This is a genomic window from Micromonospora craniellae (genome assembly GCF_014764405.1).
GTDB classification, from domain to species: Bacteria; Actinomycetota; Actinomycetes; order Mycobacteriales; family Micromonosporaceae; genus Micromonospora; species Micromonospora craniellae.
On record NZ_CP061725.1, the window covers coordinates 4,079,195 to 4,095,303 of the forward strand.

At 72.7% G+C, this 16,109-nt stretch carries 18 protein-coding genes and 1 pseudogene; 13 read left to right on the forward strand and 6 right to left on the reverse strand.

The window, feature by feature from the left end; translation table 11 throughout:
- The first annotated feature begins 52 nt into the window (after positions 1-52).
- Entirely contained in the window at positions 53-736 is a 684-nt protein-coding gene (locus ID554_RS18375; protein ID WP_117226360.1) for a response regulator transcription factor, read from the forward strand.
- A gap of 22 nt (positions 737-758) precedes the next feature.
- Here ID554_RS18375 and ID554_RS18380 read toward each other — a convergent pair whose 3' ends face one another.
- Complete coding sequence (locus ID554_RS18380) at positions 759-1,568, reverse strand: hypothetical protein (RefSeq protein WP_117226359.1); 810 nt, start codon at positions 1,566-1,568, stop codon at positions 759-761.
- A gap of 74 nt (positions 1,569-1,642) precedes the next feature.
- Here ID554_RS18380 and ID554_RS18385 point away from each other — a divergent pair, with 74 nt between their 5' ends.
- The gene (locus tag ID554_RS18385) at positions 1,643-2,587 is read left to right on the forward strand and encodes a Ppx/GppA phosphatase family protein (RefSeq protein ID WP_117226358.1); all 945 of its coding nucleotides are present in this window, start codon (positions 1,643-1,645) and stop codon (positions 2,585-2,587) included.
- Positions 2,588-2,674: 87 nt separating this feature from the next.
- Positions 2,675-3,481, forward strand: a complete 807-nt coding sequence (locus ID554_RS18390; RefSeq protein WP_191088579.1) for a sugar phosphate isomerase/epimerase family protein — start codon at positions 2,675-2,677, stop codon at positions 3,479-3,481.
- A gap of 24 nt (positions 3,482-3,505) precedes the next feature.
- On the opposite strand, the gene ID554_RS18395 is transcribed toward ID554_RS18390, so the two are convergent.
- The 3 genes from ID554_RS18395 to ID554_RS18405 are packed head-to-tail and all read right to left on the reverse strand — an operon-like array spanning position 3,506 to position 5,532.
- Positions 3,506-4,063, reverse strand: a complete 558-nt coding sequence (locus ID554_RS18395; protein ID WP_117226356.1) for a CGNR zinc finger domain-containing protein — start codon at positions 4,061-4,063, stop codon at positions 3,506-3,508.
- Positions 4,064-4,081: 18 nt separating this feature from the next.
- Complete coding sequence (locus tag ID554_RS18400; RefSeq protein ID WP_117226355.1) at positions 4,082-5,248, reverse strand: glutathionylspermidine synthase family protein; 1,167 nt, start codon at positions 5,246-5,248, stop codon at positions 4,082-4,084.
- A gap of 2 nt (positions 5,249-5,250) precedes the next feature.
- A complete protein-coding gene (locus ID554_RS18405) occupies positions 5,251-5,532 on the reverse strand; it encodes a hypothetical protein (protein WP_223884146.1) in 282 nt (93 codons plus the stop codon).
- Between the two features lie 123 nt (positions 5,533-5,655).
- On the opposite strand from ID554_RS18405, the gene ID554_RS18410 reads away from it, so the two are divergent.
- The 10 genes from ID554_RS18410 to ID554_RS18455 all read left to right on the forward strand — a co-directional run bounded on the left by ID554_RS18410 (position 5,656) and on the right by ID554_RS18455 (position 14,370).
- Entirely contained in the window at positions 5,656-6,576 is a 921-nt protein-coding gene (locus ID554_RS18410) for a proline dehydrogenase family protein (RefSeq protein WP_117226354.1), read from the forward strand.
- An 85-nt stretch (positions 6,577-6,661) separates the two neighbouring features.
- Entirely contained in the window at positions 6,662-7,462 is an 801-nt protein-coding gene (locus ID554_RS18415) for an alpha/beta fold hydrolase (protein ID WP_117226353.1), read from the forward strand.
- A complete protein-coding gene (locus ID554_RS18420; protein WP_117226352.1) occupies positions 7,455-8,042 on the forward strand; it encodes a TetR/AcrR family transcriptional regulator in 588 nt (195 codons plus the stop codon). The genes ID554_RS18415 and ID554_RS18420 overlap by 8 nt, the downstream gene beginning before the upstream one ends.
- 115 nt (positions 8,043-8,157) lie before the next feature.
- Positions 8,158-9,543 carry an efflux RND transporter periplasmic adaptor subunit gene (locus tag ID554_RS18425; protein ID WP_117226351.1) on the forward strand — a complete coding sequence of 462 codons (1,386 nt, stop codon included), beginning with the start codon at positions 8,158-8,160 and terminating at the stop codon, positions 9,541-9,543.
- Positions 9,540-10,259 (forward strand): ABC transporter ATP-binding protein, encoded by a 720-nt coding sequence (locus tag ID554_RS18430; RefSeq protein ID WP_117226350.1) that lies wholly within the window; start codon positions 9,540-9,542, stop codon positions 10,257-10,259. The genes ID554_RS18425 and ID554_RS18430 overlap by 4 nt, the downstream gene beginning before the upstream one ends.
- The gene (locus ID554_RS18435) at positions 10,256-11,440 is read left to right on the forward strand and encodes an ABC transporter permease (protein WP_117226349.1); all 1,185 of its coding nucleotides are present in this window, start codon (positions 10,256-10,258) and stop codon (positions 11,438-11,440) included. The genes ID554_RS18430 and ID554_RS18435 overlap by 4 nt, the downstream gene beginning before the upstream one ends.
- 224 nt (positions 11,441-11,664) lie before the next feature.
- A complete protein-coding gene (locus tag ID554_RS18440; protein WP_091079691.1) occupies positions 11,665-11,874 on the forward strand; it encodes a helix-turn-helix domain-containing protein in 210 nt (69 codons plus the stop codon).
- Between the two features lie 186 nt (positions 11,875-12,060).
- Positions 12,061-12,201 (forward strand): 30S ribosomal protein bS22, encoded by a 141-nt coding sequence (locus ID554_RS18445; RefSeq protein WP_449560069.1) that lies wholly within the window; start codon positions 12,061-12,063, stop codon positions 12,199-12,201.
- 118 nt (positions 12,202-12,319) lie between these two features.
- Positions 12,320-13,393 carry an NAD-dependent epimerase/dehydratase family protein gene (locus tag ID554_RS18450; RefSeq protein WP_117226348.1) on the forward strand — a complete coding sequence of 358 codons (1,074 nt, stop codon included), beginning with the start codon at positions 12,320-12,322 and terminating at the stop codon, positions 13,391-13,393.
- A 119-nt stretch (positions 13,394-13,512) separates the two neighbouring features.
- The gene (locus ID554_RS18455) at positions 13,513-14,370 is read left to right on the forward strand and encodes a lysophospholipid acyltransferase family protein (RefSeq protein WP_117226472.1); all 858 of its coding nucleotides are present in this window, start codon (positions 13,513-13,515) and stop codon (positions 14,368-14,370) included.
- Here ID554_RS18455 and ID554_RS18460 read toward each other — a convergent pair.
- Both ID554_RS18460 and ID554_RS18465 read right to left on the reverse strand, forming a co-directional pair.
- Positions 14,367-15,019, reverse strand: a pseudogene (locus ID554_RS18460) (HAD family hydrolase). The gene ID554_RS18455 and the pseudogene ID554_RS18460 sit on opposite strands and share 4 nt — an antisense overlap.
- 31 nt (positions 15,020-15,050) lie before the next feature.
- Positions 15,051-15,908 (reverse strand): DUF5667 domain-containing protein, encoded by an 858-nt coding sequence (locus ID554_RS18465; protein ID WP_117226471.1) that lies wholly within the window; start codon positions 15,906-15,908, stop codon positions 15,051-15,053.
- Between the last annotated feature and the right edge of the window lie 201 nt (positions 15,909-16,109).

The following is a 16,109-nucleotide window of genomic DNA, read 5'->3' on the forward strand; positions in this document are numbered from 1 at the left end:
GAGGATCAGGCCGGGCGCCGCCCGGTCCGACCCGGATCGAAAGGAAACACCGTTGAGCCGCGTACTGGTGGTCGAGGACGAGGAGTCCTTCTCCGACGCCCTGTCGTACATGCTGCGCAAGGAGGGGTTCGAGGTCTGGGTGGCCGCCACGGGCACGTCGGCGCTGACCGAGTTCGACCGGACCGGGGCCGACATCGTCCTGCTCGACCTGATGCTGCCGGAGATGTCCGGTACCGAGGTCTGCCGGCAGCTCCGGCAGCGTTCACACGTACCGATCATCATGGTCACCGCGCGGGACAGCGAGATCGACAAGGTGGTCGGCCTGGAGATCGGCGCCGACGACTACGTCACCAAGCCGTACTCGCCCCGGGAACTGGTCGCCCGGATCCGGGCCGTGCTGCGCCGGCAGAGCCCCGAGACGGCCGAGTCGGGCATGCCGTCCCTGGCCGCCGGCCCGGTGCGGATGGACATCGAACGGCACGTGGTGACCGTCGACGGGGGCGCGGTGCAGTTGCCGCTCAAGGAATTCGAGCTGCTCGAACTGCTGCTGCGCAACGCCGGCCGGGTCCTCACCCGGGGGCAGTTGATCGACCGCGTCTGGGGTGCCGACTACGTGGGTGACACCAAGACGCTGGACGTGCACGTCAAGCGCCTGCGTTCCAAGATCGAGCCGGAGCCGTCCACCCCGCGCCACATCGTGACCGTGCGCGGTCTGGGCTACAAGTTCGAGCCGTGATCCGCCGGAGCGCGACCGCCGGTCAGGCCGGGTCGGCCGGGTGCGGGGCGACCAGCCCCTGCCGGATCCGCGCCGCGCACAGCTCGGCCAGCCGGGCGTACGCGGCCGCACCGACCAGCGCGGTCAGCTCCGGGCCGTAGGAGAGGTACATCGGTTCGCTGCCGACGTGCGCGTCGGTGGAGGACGTGCACCACCAGTCGAGGTCGTGCCCGCCCGCGCCCCAGCCCCGCCGGTCGAACTCGGCCAGCGTGGAGACCAGCACCTTGGTGTTGTCCGGCCGCTTGGCCCACTCCTGGTCCCGGCGGACCGGTAACTGCCAGCAGACGTCCGGCTTGTACTCCAGCGGGTGCACCCCGTCGCGTAGCGCCTGGGCGTGCAGCGCGCATCCGCCGCCGCCCGGGAAACCGGCGTCGTTGAGGAAGACGCACGGCGCGTCCGGCCCCTGGGTGGCGGTACGCCGCGCCGGCTTCTTGCCGTCCACGGTGTCGTTCTCGGTCCAGTTCTTGGTGCCGCGTCGGTAGTGCTGCCAGCTCTGCGGGGTCAGCCGCTTCACCGCGCCGCGTACCCGCTTCTCGTCGTCGGAGTCGGTGAAGAACGCGCCGTGCGAGCAGCAGCCGTCGGCGGAGCGGCCGGCGACGATGCCGTGACAGCCCCGCCCGAAGATGCAGGTCCACCGGGACAGCAGCCAGGTGAGGTCGGCCCGGATCAGGTGCCGCTCGTCGGCCGGGTCGACGAACTCGATCCACTCCCGAGGGAAGTCCAGCGGCACCTCACGGCTGCGCGGGTCCGCCGGGTCGTCCACCAGCACGCGGAGTTCGATCTGTCCTGTCACCAGGCCCAGCGTACGCGTGGTGCGCGGGGAAGGTCGGTGAGTGCCGCGAACCGGTTTGCCCCTAGGGTTCTCCCATGCGACTGGGTGTCCTCGATGTCGGTTCGAACACGGTTCATCTGCTGGTGGTGGACGCCCATCGCGGGGCGCACCCGTGGCCGGCGCACTCGGAGAAGGTGGTGCTGCGGCTCGCCGAGCAGATCGGCGCGGACGGCGCGCTCCGCGAAACGGGTGCCGACGCCCTGGTCGAGGCGGTCGGCGCGGCTCGTGCCTCGGCCGCCGCCCTGGGCGTGGACGAGCTGCTCGCCTTCGCCACCTCGGCGGTCCGCGAGGCCACCAACGCCGCCGAGGTGCTGGCCCGGGTCGGGGACGCCACCGGCGTACGCCTGGAGGTGCTTCCCGGCGCGGACGAGGCGCGGATGACGTTCCTCGCGGTGCGGCGGTGGTTCGGCTGGTCCGCGGGTCGGCTGCTGGTGCTGGACATCGGCGGCGGCTCCCTGGAGATCGCGGCCGGCATCGACGAGGACCCCGACCTGGCCGTCTCGCTGCCGCTGGGGGCCGGCCGGCTGACCCGGGACCGGCTCGGCGTGGACCCGCAGAGCGACCGGCCGCCCGCGCCGGAGACGGTGGACGAGCTGCGTGAGTACGTCGACGGCCTGCTGGCGCCGGTGGCCGAGCGGATGACCGGGGTGAGCTGGGACCGTTCGGTGGCCACCTCCAAGACGTTCCGCACCCTGGCCCGGCTCGCCGGCGCCGCGCCCAGTGGCGCCGGGCTCTGGGCCAAGCGCCGACTGACCCGGTCCGGGCTGCGGCAGGTGCTCGGCTTCATCCGGCACATCCCGCCGGCCCAGCTCGTCGAGTTGGAGGGGGTGAGTGCGGGGCGGTCGCACCAGCTCCTGGCCGGTGCCGTGGTGGCCGAGGCGGTCATGCGCCGGCTCGGCGTCGACTCGCTGGACATCTGCCCCTGGGCGCTGCGGGAGGGCGTGATCCTGGACCGGCTGGATCGGCTCGGGCCGGTGTGAGACCGGGCGCGAGACCGGTTGTCCGTAAAATCCGATTCACGGATTTTCGTCTTATTGGTGTCATGGCCGGCGGCTACCCTCGATGGTGTGACTTCCCGCGTCCCGGTGCTCCTGTCCAGTTCCTCGGTCTTCCCAGAGCGGACCGCCGCGGCGTTCCAGCTGGCCGCGGCGCTGGGCTACGACGGGATCGAGGTGATGGTCTGGACCGATGCCGTCAGCCAGGACGCCGGTGCGCTGCGCGGGCTGTCCGACCACTACGGCGTACCGGTGCTCAGCGTGCACGCCCCCTGCCTGCTGGTGACCCAGCGGGTGTGGAGCACCGACCCGTGGGAGCGGCTGCGCCGGGCGGCGGTGCTGGCCGAGACGCTCCAGGCGCCGACCGTCGTGGTGCACCCGCCGTTCACCTGGCAGCGGGACTACGCCCGGACCTTCACCGAGGGGCTGGACACGGTGGCCGACGAGTTCGGCGGGCTGCGGTTCGCGGTGGAGAACATGTACCCGGTGCGGATGGCCGGCCGGCAGTTCGTGCCGTACGCGCCGGGCTGGGACCCGACCGAGACGGGATACCGCTCGTACACGCTCGACCTGTCGCACTGCGCCGCCTCGCACATCGACGCGCTGGAGATGGCCGACCGGATGGGTGCCGGGCTGGCGCACGTGCACCTCGGTGACGGCACCGGTGAGGGACGGGACGAGCACCTGGTGCCCGGGCGCGGCACGCAGCCCTGCGCCGAGCTGCTGCGTTCGCTCGCCGGGCGGGGCTTCACCGGCTCGGTGGCGGTCGAGGTGACCACCCGGGGCGCGAAGAGTCGTCAGGTTCGCGAGGCGGACCTGCGGGAGGCGCTGGCCTTCGCCCGCCAGCACCTGAACACGCCGTCCCCGGTCGAGGCCTGACCAGCCCGCGTCCGGCGGTGCAGGTCAGGAGACCGACGTCAACGGGTCGCTCTGGGACGGCACGGCGGCCCGCTTACGGGCGCGGTGGGCGGCCACGTGCGAGCGGGTGGCGCAGCGTTCCGAGCAGAACCGGCGGCAGCAGTTCGACGAGGTGTCCAGGTAGACGTTGCCGCAGCGGTCGTCGGCGCAGACCCCGAACCGGGCGCTGCCGTACTCGCAGAGCCAGACCGACAGGCCCCAGACCGCGCCGGCCAGGTACTCCGAGCTGACCGAGGCGCCTCGGCTGGTCGCGTGCATGTGCCAGTCGCTGGAGTCGTGCCCCGAGATACGTGGTTGCACCGGGAAGATCTCCAGCAGCGAGTTCAGCTCGGCGACCGCCTGGCCGTCCCGCCCGGTGGTGCCGTACTCGAAGACGTCCCGCAACCGCTTCTGTGCGCGCCGGAAGGTGGCCAGATCCCGCTCCGCGACCTCGTCGCGCATCCACTCGTGGTCGTCGCAGAAGATGGCCCGCAGGTCGTCGAGGTCGTCCAAGCGGGCGTTGACGAGGTCAACTCCGGTCCGGGCGTACGCGTCGAAGTTCACACTCCAACGGTAGACGACTCATGCCGGACGTGGCGCGTCGATGTAGTGCGGGAGGAACCTGGCGTAACCATCGGTGATCAGGCTGGCGCTCTCCCGTAGCCCCGCCCCGGCCGATTCCCCGTCCACCACCCAAGCGCCCAGGACCAGGTGACTCCCGGCGAATTCGGGCAGTGGGCGGAACTCCTGGTAGCAGAACCCCTCGCTGCCGTACTCGCCCGGATTGGTGATCTCCTTACCCGGAGTGACGATCCGCACGGCAGCGCCCTCCCGGCCGAGCAGGGGCTTGGCGACGTACTCGGACATGCCGCGCGGCGAGTCCAGGTATGCCGGCAGCAGCAGCTCGTGCCCCGGGTGCAGCTCCCAGAGCACGGCCAGCAGCGCCTTGTTGGACAGCAGCAGCTTCCAGGCCGGCTCGATCCAGGTGGTCGGCGTACCCGGGTCCAGCGCCAGCGGCCCGTACGGCTCGGCCAGCATCCACTCCCACGGATAGAGCTTGAAGCAGGTGGTGACCGGCCGGTCGGCGGTGTCGACGAAGCGGCGGCCGTCCCAGCCGATCTCCTGGATGGGCAGCAGCTCCACGTCCAGCCCGGCCTGGCGGGCGGTCTCGGCCAGGTAGCCGGCGGTCATGTGGTCCTCGCCGCTCTCCTCCTCGTTCGACCAGACCACGTGCACCCGACGTTCGTGCAGGCCGGCGCCGATCTTCGCCCAGGCGCCCACCAGCCGCTCGTGCAGGCTGTTCCACTGGTCCAGCTCCGGGCGGGTGTGCTCCAGCCAGTACCACTGGATGATGCTCGCCTCGACCAGCGCGGTCGGGGTGTCCGCGTTGTACTCCAGCAGCTTCGGCGGCCAGCTGCCGTCGTACCAGAGGTCGAACCGGCCGTAGAGGGTCGGCGGCGTCTCCCGCAGCGATCGCGCCACCGCCTCGACGGCCCACTGCGGGATGCCGAACTCGGCGTACCGGTTGCAGGCCACCACGTGCTCGGCGGCGGCCACCGACATCCGGTGCAACTCCTCGGTGGCCTCCTCCAGGCGCAGCACCTCGTCCAGCTCGAAGGCGTACGCGGCGGTCTCGTCCCAGTACGACATCACCCCGCCGTCGGGCAGTTCGGTGTCGACGTACACCAGACCCTGCGCGCGGATCGTCGCGTCCCAGTCGGGCCGTGGGGTGATCTGCTCCCGGCGCACCCTCAGCCGCCGCAGGAGGCGAGATGGGTGCCGAAGCCGCCACGGTCGGGCACGGACGTGCTGACCGACTTCGGATTGCTCCGGTGCGCGGCGGTGTCCGCCGCGGGTGTCGGGACCCGCTTGGCCAGCGCGACTGTCTCGCCGCCCCCAGCGGGGCCCGAGGCGCAGTCGTCATCGTCGTCGTCGGAGGACATGTTGCAGCCGGAGAGGGCGAGCGCGAGGGCGGTGAGCGCGCCGAGCTGCACGGAGGCCGACCGGAGCCGGCGGCGGGGGCGGTTTTCCACGTCCATCGTTGTAACCGATGCACGCCACGCCCGCCGCTGCGGGGCCTGGTAAGGAAGAAGGGGCTCTTCCTTGCACATCGGGCGGAGCGCGCTGGCGGGTGGGGCGGGAGTTACGCTCGGCTCATGCTCCGATCCGTCATTCTCGCCGCCTCCCGGTCAACCCGGGTCGAGCGGCTCGTCGCGACGGCCCCGTTCTCCCGGGACGTCGTGCGCCGGTTCGTCGCCGGCGCCCGGACCGACGACGCGCTGCGCGTGACCCGTGCACTCGTCGGCGACGGTCTCGCGGTCACCCTCGACAATCTCGGTGAGGACACCGTCACCCCTGACCAGGCCAACGCCGTCCGGGACGAATACCTCACCCTGCTGCGGAGTCTTGCCGAGGCGGGCCTGACACCGGCCGCCGAGGTGAGCGTCAAGCTGTCCGCGCTCGGCCAGGCCTTCGACGAGCACCTCGCCTACGACAACGTGCGGGCGATCTGCACCGCCGCCGACGCCGCCGGCACCACGGTCACGCTGGACATGGAGGACCACACGACCACCGATTCGACTCTGGACGTCCTGGTCAAGCTGCGCAAGGACTTCCCGTCCACCGGGGCGGTGCTCCAGGCGTACCTGCGGCGGACCGAGTCGGACTGCCGCGAGCTGGCCTCGGCCGGGTCGCGGGTCCGGTTGTGCAAGGGTGCCTACAAGGAGCCGGAGTCGGTCGCGTACCAGTCGCCCCGCGAGGTGGACAAGTCATACGTCCGCTGCCTGAACATCCTGATGTCCGGCGACGGCTTTCCGATGCTGGCCACCCACGACCCGCGCCTGATCGCCATCGGCGAGGACCGGGCCCGCTGGTTCGACCGGGGGCCCGACGGCTTCGAGTTCCAGATGCTCTACGGCATCCGGCCGGAGGAGCAGGCCCGCCTGGTCGGTGAGGGTTACGCGGTCCGCACCTACGTCCCGTACGGCGACGACTGGTACGGCTACCTGATGCGGCGGCTCGCCGAGCGCCCTGCCAACCTGGCCTTCTTCGCCCGCGCCGTGGCCTCCCGGAAGTAACCGCCGCTCATCGGCCCCGGACCGTCGGCCGGCGATCCGGGGCTTTGCCTTGACAAGGAAAGCTAATGGCATTAGCTTTGTAGCTATGGCTGTTAGCTTTGTCGCGCGCGACGGCGGACGCGTCGCCTACGAGGTGCACGGGCAGGGGCCGCTTGTCGTCCTCTCGCACGGCATGGGGGAGAACCGCCACTCCTACCGCCACCTGGTCCCGCTGCTGGTGTCGGCGGGCTACCGGGTGGCGTCGGTCGACGTCCGGGGCCACGGCGACTCCAGCGTCGGCTGGCCGTCGTACGCCCCGGCCGAGGTCGGCACCGATCTGCTGGCGGTGGTCCGGGACCTCGGCGGTGGACCGGCCACCCTGGTCGGCAACTCGTCCAGCGGCGCGGCGGTCGTCTTCGCCGCGACCGAGGCACCCGACCTGGTCGAGGGCATCGTGCTGGTCGGCGCGTTCGTCGAGCAGCGCAAGCTCAACCCGTTCATGCGGCTGGCCCTCGGTGCGGTGCTGCGCAGTGCCCGCCTGTTCGGGCTGTTCCACCGGACTCTCTTTCCGGTCCACCGGCCCGACGACGACACGGAGTACCGCACGGCGATGGTGGCGGCGCTGCGCCGACCCGGCCGGATGGCGGCGGTACGCGGCCTGATCGTCCCGGTCGAGCCGTACTGGACAGCCGTCGCACCCAGGGTGCAGCAACCGGTGCTGGTGCTGATGGGCACGAAGGACCCGGACTTCGCCGACCCGGCCGCCGAGGCACGTGCCGCCCGACGACTCTTCCCGGTCGCCGAGGCCCGCATGATCAGCGAGGCCGGGCACTACCCGCACGCCGACCGGCCCGAGGCGATGGCCGGTGAGCTGGCCGAGTTCCTGGCGGTGATCGACCGTGCCTAGGGCCGGGCTGACCCCGCAGGTGGTGGTGCGCGAGGCGGCCCGGCTGGCCGACGAGGTCGGCCATCACAAGCTCACCCTCGCCGCGCTGGCCAACCGGCTCGGCGTCGCCCTGCCCAGCCTCTACAAGCACGTCAAGGGCGCCGACGCGCTCGCGCAGCAACTCTCCGCACTGGCCACCGCCGAGATCGCCGACGAGATGACCACGGCTGCCGCCGGTCGCAGCGGGGAGGATGCGTTGCGGGCCGTCGCCGCCGCCTACCGGTCGTACGCCCGCCGCCATCCCGGCCGCTACCCGGCGACGCAGCGGGTACCGGACCCGGACGACCCCGCGCACGAGGCCGCCGGCCGGCGCGCGGTGGAGGTGGTCTACGCCATCCTGCGCGGGTACGGGATCGAGGGCGACGCGGCGGTGGACGCGGTCCGGATGTTCCGCGCCGCCGTGCACGGCTTCGTGTCGCTGGAGGCGGCCGGCGACTTCGGGCTGCCGCGCGAGGTCGACCGCTCGTTCGACCAGATGGTCACCGCCCTCGGCGTCGCCTACCGGAACTGGCCCGGATCCACCGGCACCGGCTCCGGCTGACCGTCGGGCGACCGCACCGCCGTCGGCTGGCCAAGGGTGACTGGGACGGGAAGCTGGGGGTGCTGACCAGGCGGCGTACCGCGGTTCCGGCAGGGGCGACTCGTAGCATGGGCGGGTGCGCCGCACCGACTCGCCGCAGCTGCTCGCAGTCACGCGGCCCCGCCTGCTCACCGCCCTGACCGCCGTCGCCGTCCTGACCCTCACCGGTGCCGCCTCCTGCGGCGAGGACCCACCCGCGATCTCGCTCGCCTCGGCCACGCTCGCCCCGGTGGCCGAGGAGATCGACGCTCCGGCCACCGTCACCGCCCGGGCGGCGGCCACTCTCACCGCCCCCGCCGACGGCACCCTGGCCAGCCTCCGCGTCGAGCCGGGCGAGCGCGTCCGGCGCGGCCAGGTACTCGCCGTGGTCGAGTCGCCTGCGGCGCGGGAGCGGCTCCGGCAGGCGCGCGCCGCGCTGAACGCCGCCAAGCGGGCCGGTGCCGACGGTGGCGGCGGCGACCTCGCCGGCAGCCTGCGCGGCACCGACCGCGCGGCCGACCAGGCGCACGAGGCGGCCCGCGCCGCCGCCCGCAAGATCAGCGATCCGGAGCTGCGCAAGGCACTGCTGGCCCAGGTCAAGGCCGCGCAGAAGCGGTACGACGCCGCCGCCCGCACCGCCGAGGCGGCGGTACGCGAGGTGCAGCGCGGCGTCCGCAACCTGAACTCCGCCGTCGGCGCGCTCGCCACCGCCCAGCGTCTCCAGGCCCAGCAGGCGTACGACCTGGCCAGGGCGACCGTCGACGCGTTGACGTTGCGCGCGCCGATCGCCGGGGTCGTGCAGCCGGGCGGGGTCAGTGCCGGGGGAGACCCGTCGGGTGCGCTCGCCGGACTGCTCGAATCGGGCGGGCTGCCGCCCGGGCTGGACCCGGCGGCGCTCGGCGCCGCCCCGGCGGGACCACCGCCCGGTGTGGACACCGCCGTCCCGGTCGGCGGCCGGGTCACCGCCGGCACGCCGGTGCTGACCGTGGTGGACACCGGTGAACTGGGCCTGCTGGCCGAGGTCGACGAGACCGACGTGCTGCTGGTACGCGCCGGGCTCATCGGGACGGTGGAGCTGGACGCGGTGACCGGCGCCGTGTACGAGGCCACCGTCAAGTCGATCGACGTGCTGCCCAGCACCTCGGCGCGGGGTGGGGTCAGCTACCGCGTCCGGCTCGCCCTCGGCCCGGGGCGGTTCGGCGAGGCGGAACCGGCACCGGCGCCGCGACCCGGCATGAACGCGGTGCTGCGGCTGCGGGTCCGGGAGGCGGCGGACGCGGTGACCGTACCCGCCTCGGCGGTCTTCTCCGTCGACGGGCGGGACACGGTGTGGCTGATCCGCGACGGTCGGGCCGGTCAGGCGGCGGTCACCATCGGCGTGCAGGGCCAGGAGCTGGTGCAGATCGTCGACGGGGTGCGGCCCGGCGACCGGATCGTGGTGCGCGGCACCGACCAGGTCCGGGACGGCCAGGAGGTCGGGTGAGTCGGGCTCCCGCGATCGAGGCGGTCGACGTCTCCCGGACGTACCAGCTCGACGGGATCTCGGTGCCCGCCCTGCGGGGCGTCACGCTGACCGTGGCGGCCGGTGACTATGTGGCGCTGATCGGGCCGTCCGGCTCGGGCAAGTCCACGCTGATGCACCTGCTCGGTGGGCTGGACCGGCCGACCGGTGGCCGGCTGGCGATCGGCGGGCGGCAGGTCGGCGCGCTGTCCGCACCCGAGCTGGCCCGGCTGCGCAACGAGACCATCGGCTTCGTGTTCCAGGCGTTCCACCTGCTGGCGCGTACCTCGGCGGTGGACAACGTGGCGTTGCCCCTGGTCTACCGGGGGGTGGGGGCCCGCCAACGCCGTGCGCGGGCCGCCGCGATGCTCGGTCGGGTCGGTCTGGGACACCGGTTGGAGCACCGGCCCAACCAGCTCTCCGGCGGCGAGCAGCAGCGGGTGGCGATCGCACGGGCGCTGGTCACCGACCCGACGGTGCTGCTCGCCGACGAGCCGACCGGCAACCTGGACAGCACCACCGGTGCGGCCGTCCTGGAGTTGCTGGAACGGCTGAACGTGGAGTCCGGCGTGGCGCTGGTGATGGTCACCCACGACGCGGAGGTCGCGGCCCGGGCCCACCGCCGGATCACGATGCGCGACGGGGTGGTGGTCGCGGACAGCGCGGCCGACCAGGGCGGCGACGGGGCACGCCCGTGAGGCTGGCCGAGGCGTGGCGGGTGGCCTGGGACGCGCTGCGCGCGAACCGGATGCGCAGCGCGCTGACCATGCTCGGGGTGATCATCGGCGTCGCGTCGGTGGTGCTGCTGGTGGCGATCGGCACCGGCACCAAGCAGACGGTGGAGCAACAGGTCGAGGGGCTCGGCTCGAACCTGCTGCTGGTGGTGCCGGGACGGCTCGACGTCGGGTCCGCCCCGGCGGTCTCGCCGCTGACCTTGAAGGACGTGGACGCGGTCGGCCGGGTGGTGGGGGATCCCAGCCGGGTGGCTGTGACGGTCGCCTCCGGCGCCACCGTACGGGCCGGCGCCCGGGAGGACTTCACCACCGTGCAGGGGGTGCTGGAGACCACCCCGGAGGTGTTCGCCCGGGAGTTGGGCCGGGGGCGCTACCTGACCCGTTCCGACGTGGACACCGGCCGCCGGGTCGCGGTGCTCGGCGACTCGGTCGCCCGGGTGCTGTTTCCCGACCGGGAGTCGGTCGGCCAGCAGGTCAACGTGGCCGGCGTACGGTTCCGGGTGATCGGGGTCTTCACCCCGCTCGGGCAGAGCCTCGGCGTCGACCGGGACGACGAGGTGCACATCCCGGTGACGGCGGCCCAACGGTTGTACGGCACCCAGCGGGTCGACGCGATCGCGGTCAAGGCACCGGACCGGGAGCGCATCGACGAACTGGGCGAGCGGATCGTGACCGAGTTGAACGGCCGGCATCCGGGCACCGAGTTCAGCGCGGTCACCCAGGAGCAGATCCTTGGCGTACTGGGCGACATCCTCGGCATCCTGACCGGCGTACTTGCCGCCATCGCGGGCATCTCGCTGCTGGTCGGTGGCGTCGGCGTCTCCAACATCATGCTCGTTTCGGTCCGCGAGCGGACCCGGGAGATCGGGCTGCGCAAGGCGGTGGGCGCCCGTCCCCGCGACATCGGCGTGCAGTTCCTGCTGGAGGCGGTGCTGCTGACCTCGGTCGGCGGGCTCACCGGGATGGCCCTCGGAGTGGGCGGGGCGCTGCTGGTGGCTGCCCTGTCTCCGATCCCGGCGGCGGTGACCTGGTGGTCGCTGGCGCTGGCCTTCGGCGTCTCGGCCGCGGTCGGGATCATCTTCGGGGTGCTGCCCGCGCAGCGGGCCGGCCGGCTCGACCCGGTGGTGGCGCTGCGCGCCGAGTGACGGTTCCCGTCAGGTGGCCGAGGATGATCGGTTGGCGGATCGACCCGCATCCACCCGACCAGGGGTTTTTCGCTCCGGTGCGCCGATCGAGTCATGATCAGTTGCAGGAAGGGATCGCGCCGGTCACAGCCGTCCCGCTACCGTACTGGTAACACGCGCGTCGCCGGCCGCGCGGGAGGACCCGTGTGGCGGCACGCGCCGGGCATGGGATGGGTCGGTGAGCCATGGCCGGGTCACAATCCGATGGTCGGCTGTCGGATGTCAAGTTCCTGACCGTCGCCGAGGTGGCAACGGTCATGCGGGTGTCCAAGATGACGGTCTACCGTCTCGTGCACAGCGGTGAGCTGACCGCGGTACGGGTCGGCAGGTCGTTCCGGGTGCCCGAGCACGCGGTGCACGAATATCTCCGTGGCGCCTTCCAGGAGACCGCCTGACCCACGAGCCGACCCGGTCGCGGCGGGCCCGGTGAACGGGCATCGACCGGGGGCGCGTTGGTCCTGCTGTCGCATCCCCGCTACGCTGGACTGGCGATCGTGACCCGCTGGTGCGCTCTGCCGCCCACTCCGCCGGTCCGGTCCGTTGTCCGTAAGCGGTCGCCGACGCCACACGTTCGTGGTGTCTTGCCGGTCGCGCCGCTCGTTGCATCGAAAGGCTTTCGTATGGGCTCGGTGGTCAAGAAGCGCCGCAAGCGCATGGCTAAGAAGAAGCACCGCAAGCTGCTGCGCAAGACCCGCGTCCAGCGTCGCCGTCTCGGCAAGTGACCGGGTGCCGGGCCCTGGCCCGGCATCCGTCGCTTGCCAACTGTCGACCCTCGGAGGCTCAGGTGATCAGGCCGTGGCTGTCCCGGCTCGGTCCCGTGGGCCGGGGTAGGTGCGAGACATGACCCCCGGTGGCTCATCGAGCCCTCCGGGGGTTGTCGTCGTGACCGGGGTCAGTCGCTACCTCGGCGCGCACGTCGCCGCCCGCCTCGCCGCCGATCCCCGGATCGCCCGGGTCATCGGCGTCGACCTGGCCGAGCCCGGCCCCGAGGTGGCCGCGCTGTTGGCGCAGGTCGAACGGGTCCGGGTGGACGCCGGGTCGACCGGCGGCCTGCTCGCCGACCTCGACGTCGACACCGTGGTGCACCTGGCCCTGGTCAGCGCCCCGGATTCGCAGCACGGCGGCCGTGCGGCGATGAAGGAACAGAACGTCATCGGCACCATGCAACTCCTCGCCGCCTGCCAGCGGGCGCCACACCTGCGCAAGATCGTCGTCCGGTCCTCCACCGCGGCGTACGGCGCCTCGTTCCGGGACCCGGCCGTCTTCACCGAGGAGACCGAACCGCGCGAGGTGCCGCGCGGCGGTTTCGGCCGCGACATCCTCGACATCGAGGGGTACGTGCGTGGCTTCCGTCGCCGGCGCTCCGACGTCACCGCCACGGTGCTGCGCTTCGCCCCGTTCATCGGCTCGACGGCCGACACCACGCTGACCCGGTACTTCTCCCAGCCGGTGGTGCCGACCATCTTCGGCCGGGACGCCCGGTTGCAGTTCCTGCACTTCGACGACGCGTTGGAGGTGGTGCACCGGTCGGTCGTCGAGGACCATCCGGGCACCTACAACGTCGCCGGTCCCGGTGTGCTCGCGCTGTCCCAGGCGATCCGGCGGGCCGGCCGGATCGCGGTGCCGGTCCTGGAACCGGGCGTCGCCGGTGCCATCGCGCTGGCCCGGACCATGGGCTTCGGGCGGTACGGGCTGGACCAGGTCGACCTCTTCGTGCACGGCCGGGTGGTGGACATCTCCCGCCTGGAGCGCGAGTACGGGTTCACCCCCCGCTCGACCGCCGCCGCCTTCGACGACTTCATCCACGCCCACCACGGCCGGGCCGTGGTGACCCGGAAGCAGCTGGCCGCCGCCGAGCAGATGGTGCTCGACAGCATCCGCCAGGCGCGAGCCGCCGTACGGGAGCGGTCGTGACGGGGCCGGAGGAACAGCGCGACGAGGCGTACCTGGACGACCGGTACGCCGTACCGCCACCGGTGTCGGCGGACCTCGACCCCGTCCGGCGCAACGGTCACCGTCCCGCCGAGGCAGCGGTGCCGGAGTGGGCCGGTGACGTCTGGGACCGGCGGGTCGCCGGTGGACTCGCGTTCCTGCGCCGGCGGCTGGCCGGCGACTACGAGGTGGACGAGTTCGGCTTCGATCCGGAGCTGACCGAGGCGGTCTTCCATCCGCTGCTGCGTCGCCTCTACCGCGACTGGTTCCGCACCGAGGTCACCGGGCTTGCGAACGTACCCGCCGACGGGGCGGGACTGGTGGTCGGCAACCACTCCGGCACCGTGGCGCTGGACGCGCTGATCCTCGCCACGGCGCTGCACCACGAGCACCCGGCGCGCCGGTATCTGCGGCTGCTCGGCGCCGACCTCGTCTTCCGGATGCCGGTGGTCTCCGAGATCGCCCGCAAGACCGGGGGCACGGTGGCCTGCAACCCGGACGCCGAACGGCTGCTGAGCGGCGGTGAGCTGGTGGGTGTCTTCCCGGAGGGCTTCAAGGGCATCGGCAAACTGTACGCGGACCGCTACAAGCTGCAACGTTTCGGCCGGGGTGGCTTCGTGTCGGCGGCCCTGCGCACCGGCACCCCGATCATCCCGGTCGCGATCGTCGGCGGCGAGGAGATCTATCCGATGCTCGCCGACGTCAAGCCCCTCGCCCGACTGCTCAAGCTTCCGTATTTCCCCGTGACGCCGACGTTCCCGTGGCTTGGGCCGCTGGGCATGGTGCCGCTGCCGAGCAAGTGGTTGATCGAGTTCTGTCCGCCGATCCCAACCGCCCACCTGGTCGACTCGGCGGACGACCCGCTGGTCGTGTTCAACCTCGCCGACCAGGTCCGGGAGACCATCCAGCAGACCGTGCACCAACTGCTCGAACGCCGCCCGGACCCGTTCGGTCCCTAGCCGGCACCGGCCCGGGGCATCGACCCGGTGTACGGTTCGGCGCTGCGTCGGCCGCGTCCGGAGGTGGCGTCGGCCGTGCGGCGGCGGCGCTGCAACGCCACCCCGGCGGTGACCGCTCCGGCCACCAGCCCCGCCGTGGCGGTGGACGGGAGAGCGATCTTGACTGCCCGCCGGCCGGTGCGGAAGTCGCGCACCTCCCACCCCGCGCTGCCGTGCCTGACGCAACGGCGTGCTGTCCGGGTTGACCGCCACCGCGCGGGCCACCAGCGACAGCATCGGCAGGTCGTTGACGGAGTCGCTGTAGGCGGCGCACCGGCTCAGTTCGAGGCCCTCCACCATGGCGAGCTGGGTGACCGCCTCGGCTTTGAGCGGGCCGTGCATCAGGTCGCCGACCAGCCGGCCGGTGTACGCGCCGTCGAAGATCTCCTCGGCGAGCCGTTCGACGTCCTGGACGCGCCACCCCTCGACGAAGGCGAGCGCGGCCTGTTTGGCCTGGGACATGTCCCCGGCGTGCTCGCGGGCGAGGAGCCGGAACCGCAACTGCTGCCAGGCGAACCGGGCCAGGTCGCCGGTGGTGAAGCTCCCCCTCATGTCGCTCGCCCTGCCCTGCGGCCTCAGCGAGGGTATCCGGAGCAGCGGTACCCGCCACCGGACGCGGGGACGGCGTGCGGGGCCCTGGGTCAGGCGCAGGCGCCGGGGGTGGGGCCGAGGTCGTCGCTGGCGGTGCCGGCCGATCGGCCGCAGGCGATGGCGGCGCGCAGCGCCTCGGTACGCTCGGCGACCAGGTCCAACAGCACCAGCGACCGGGCGGTCCGCTCCTGGTCGGCGCGGGAGCCCCGCTCGGTCAGCGCGTCGAGTGTGCGGCGCTGTCCGGTGAGGAACGCCTCGACCGTGTTCAGCGCCGCCGGGTCGGCGTGCCGCACGGCTGCGCCGGTGAGCAGGCTGACGCCCTGGCGGGTGGCCACGTCCATGTCGTCCAGCACCCCGCGGTAGCCGGGCCGGTCGCCGCGCAGCGAGGACGCCTCGGCCATCCGGGTCCGGGCGAAGTCGAGGAAGAGCTGGCCACGGCTGATCTCGGAGCTGGCGAGCGCCAACTGGGCACGCTCGGTGCTGCGCTTCATGCCGTACAGCGCGTCACCGGGTACCGCGTTCTCGCTGGCGGCCGAGATGCCGGAGACGGCGATGGCACCGGCCGCGATGCCGACCAGGATCGCGCCCCGGGCGCGGGCCCGGCGGGCGGTGACGGCCGGTAGCAACGAGCCACGGCCGGTGGCGGCCCTCTCGGCCGGGCCGGCGACGGTCGTCCCGATGCCCTCCCGGTCGGCGGTGGCCAGCAGCATCGCCCGCAGGCCGGTCCGGAACTCCGGGTCGACCTCGGCGTTCGGCGGGTTGGCGCCGAGTTGCCGGCTGAGCGCGACGAGCGGCGCGAGCTGATCGTCGGCGCGGGACCGGACGTGATGACGTAGGCCACCGTTGGCTTCGTCGAGAAGCTGCGCGAAGCGCTCGGTGCGCCGACGGGAGAAGAGGGCGTTGTCCACCGCGGCACCTCCTCTCGCTGGTCGCGGCCGGTCGGCCGCGTTCACCACCAGCGACCGACCACCCAGCGGAGACGGCAGCCGTCGTCGGCACCGCCGCCGGTCCACCTCGGAGATTCCCGGCTGGTCATCGGTCGCATCCGGAGAAACGCGCCGTGCCGGGGCCGGGTTACGGGCCGGGCGGCGGCGAAATCACGCAACGTG

What these genes read in the sequence shown, in the direction of transcription:
- ID554_RS18385 (WP_117226358.1), top strand. Translation starts at nt 1,643, where the DNA reads ATGCGACTGGGTGTCCTCGATGTCGGTTCGAACACGGTTCATCTGCTG.
- ID554_RS18440 (WP_091079691.1), top strand. Translation starts at nt 11,665, where the DNA reads ATGGCCGGGTCACAATCCGATGGTCGGCTGTCGGATGTCAAGTTCCTG.
- ID554_RS18415 (WP_117226353.1), top strand. Translation starts at nt 6,662, where the DNA reads ATGGCTGTTAGCTTTGTCGCGCGCGACGGCGGACGCGTCGCCTACGAG.
- ID554_RS18450 (WP_117226348.1), top strand. Translation starts at nt 12,320, where the DNA reads ATGACCCCCGGTGGCTCATCGAGCCCTCCGGGGGTTGTCGTCGTGACC.
- ID554_RS18410 (WP_117226354.1), top strand. Translation starts at nt 5,656, where the DNA reads ATGCTCCGATCCGTCATTCTCGCCGCCTCCCGGTCAACCCGGGTCGAG.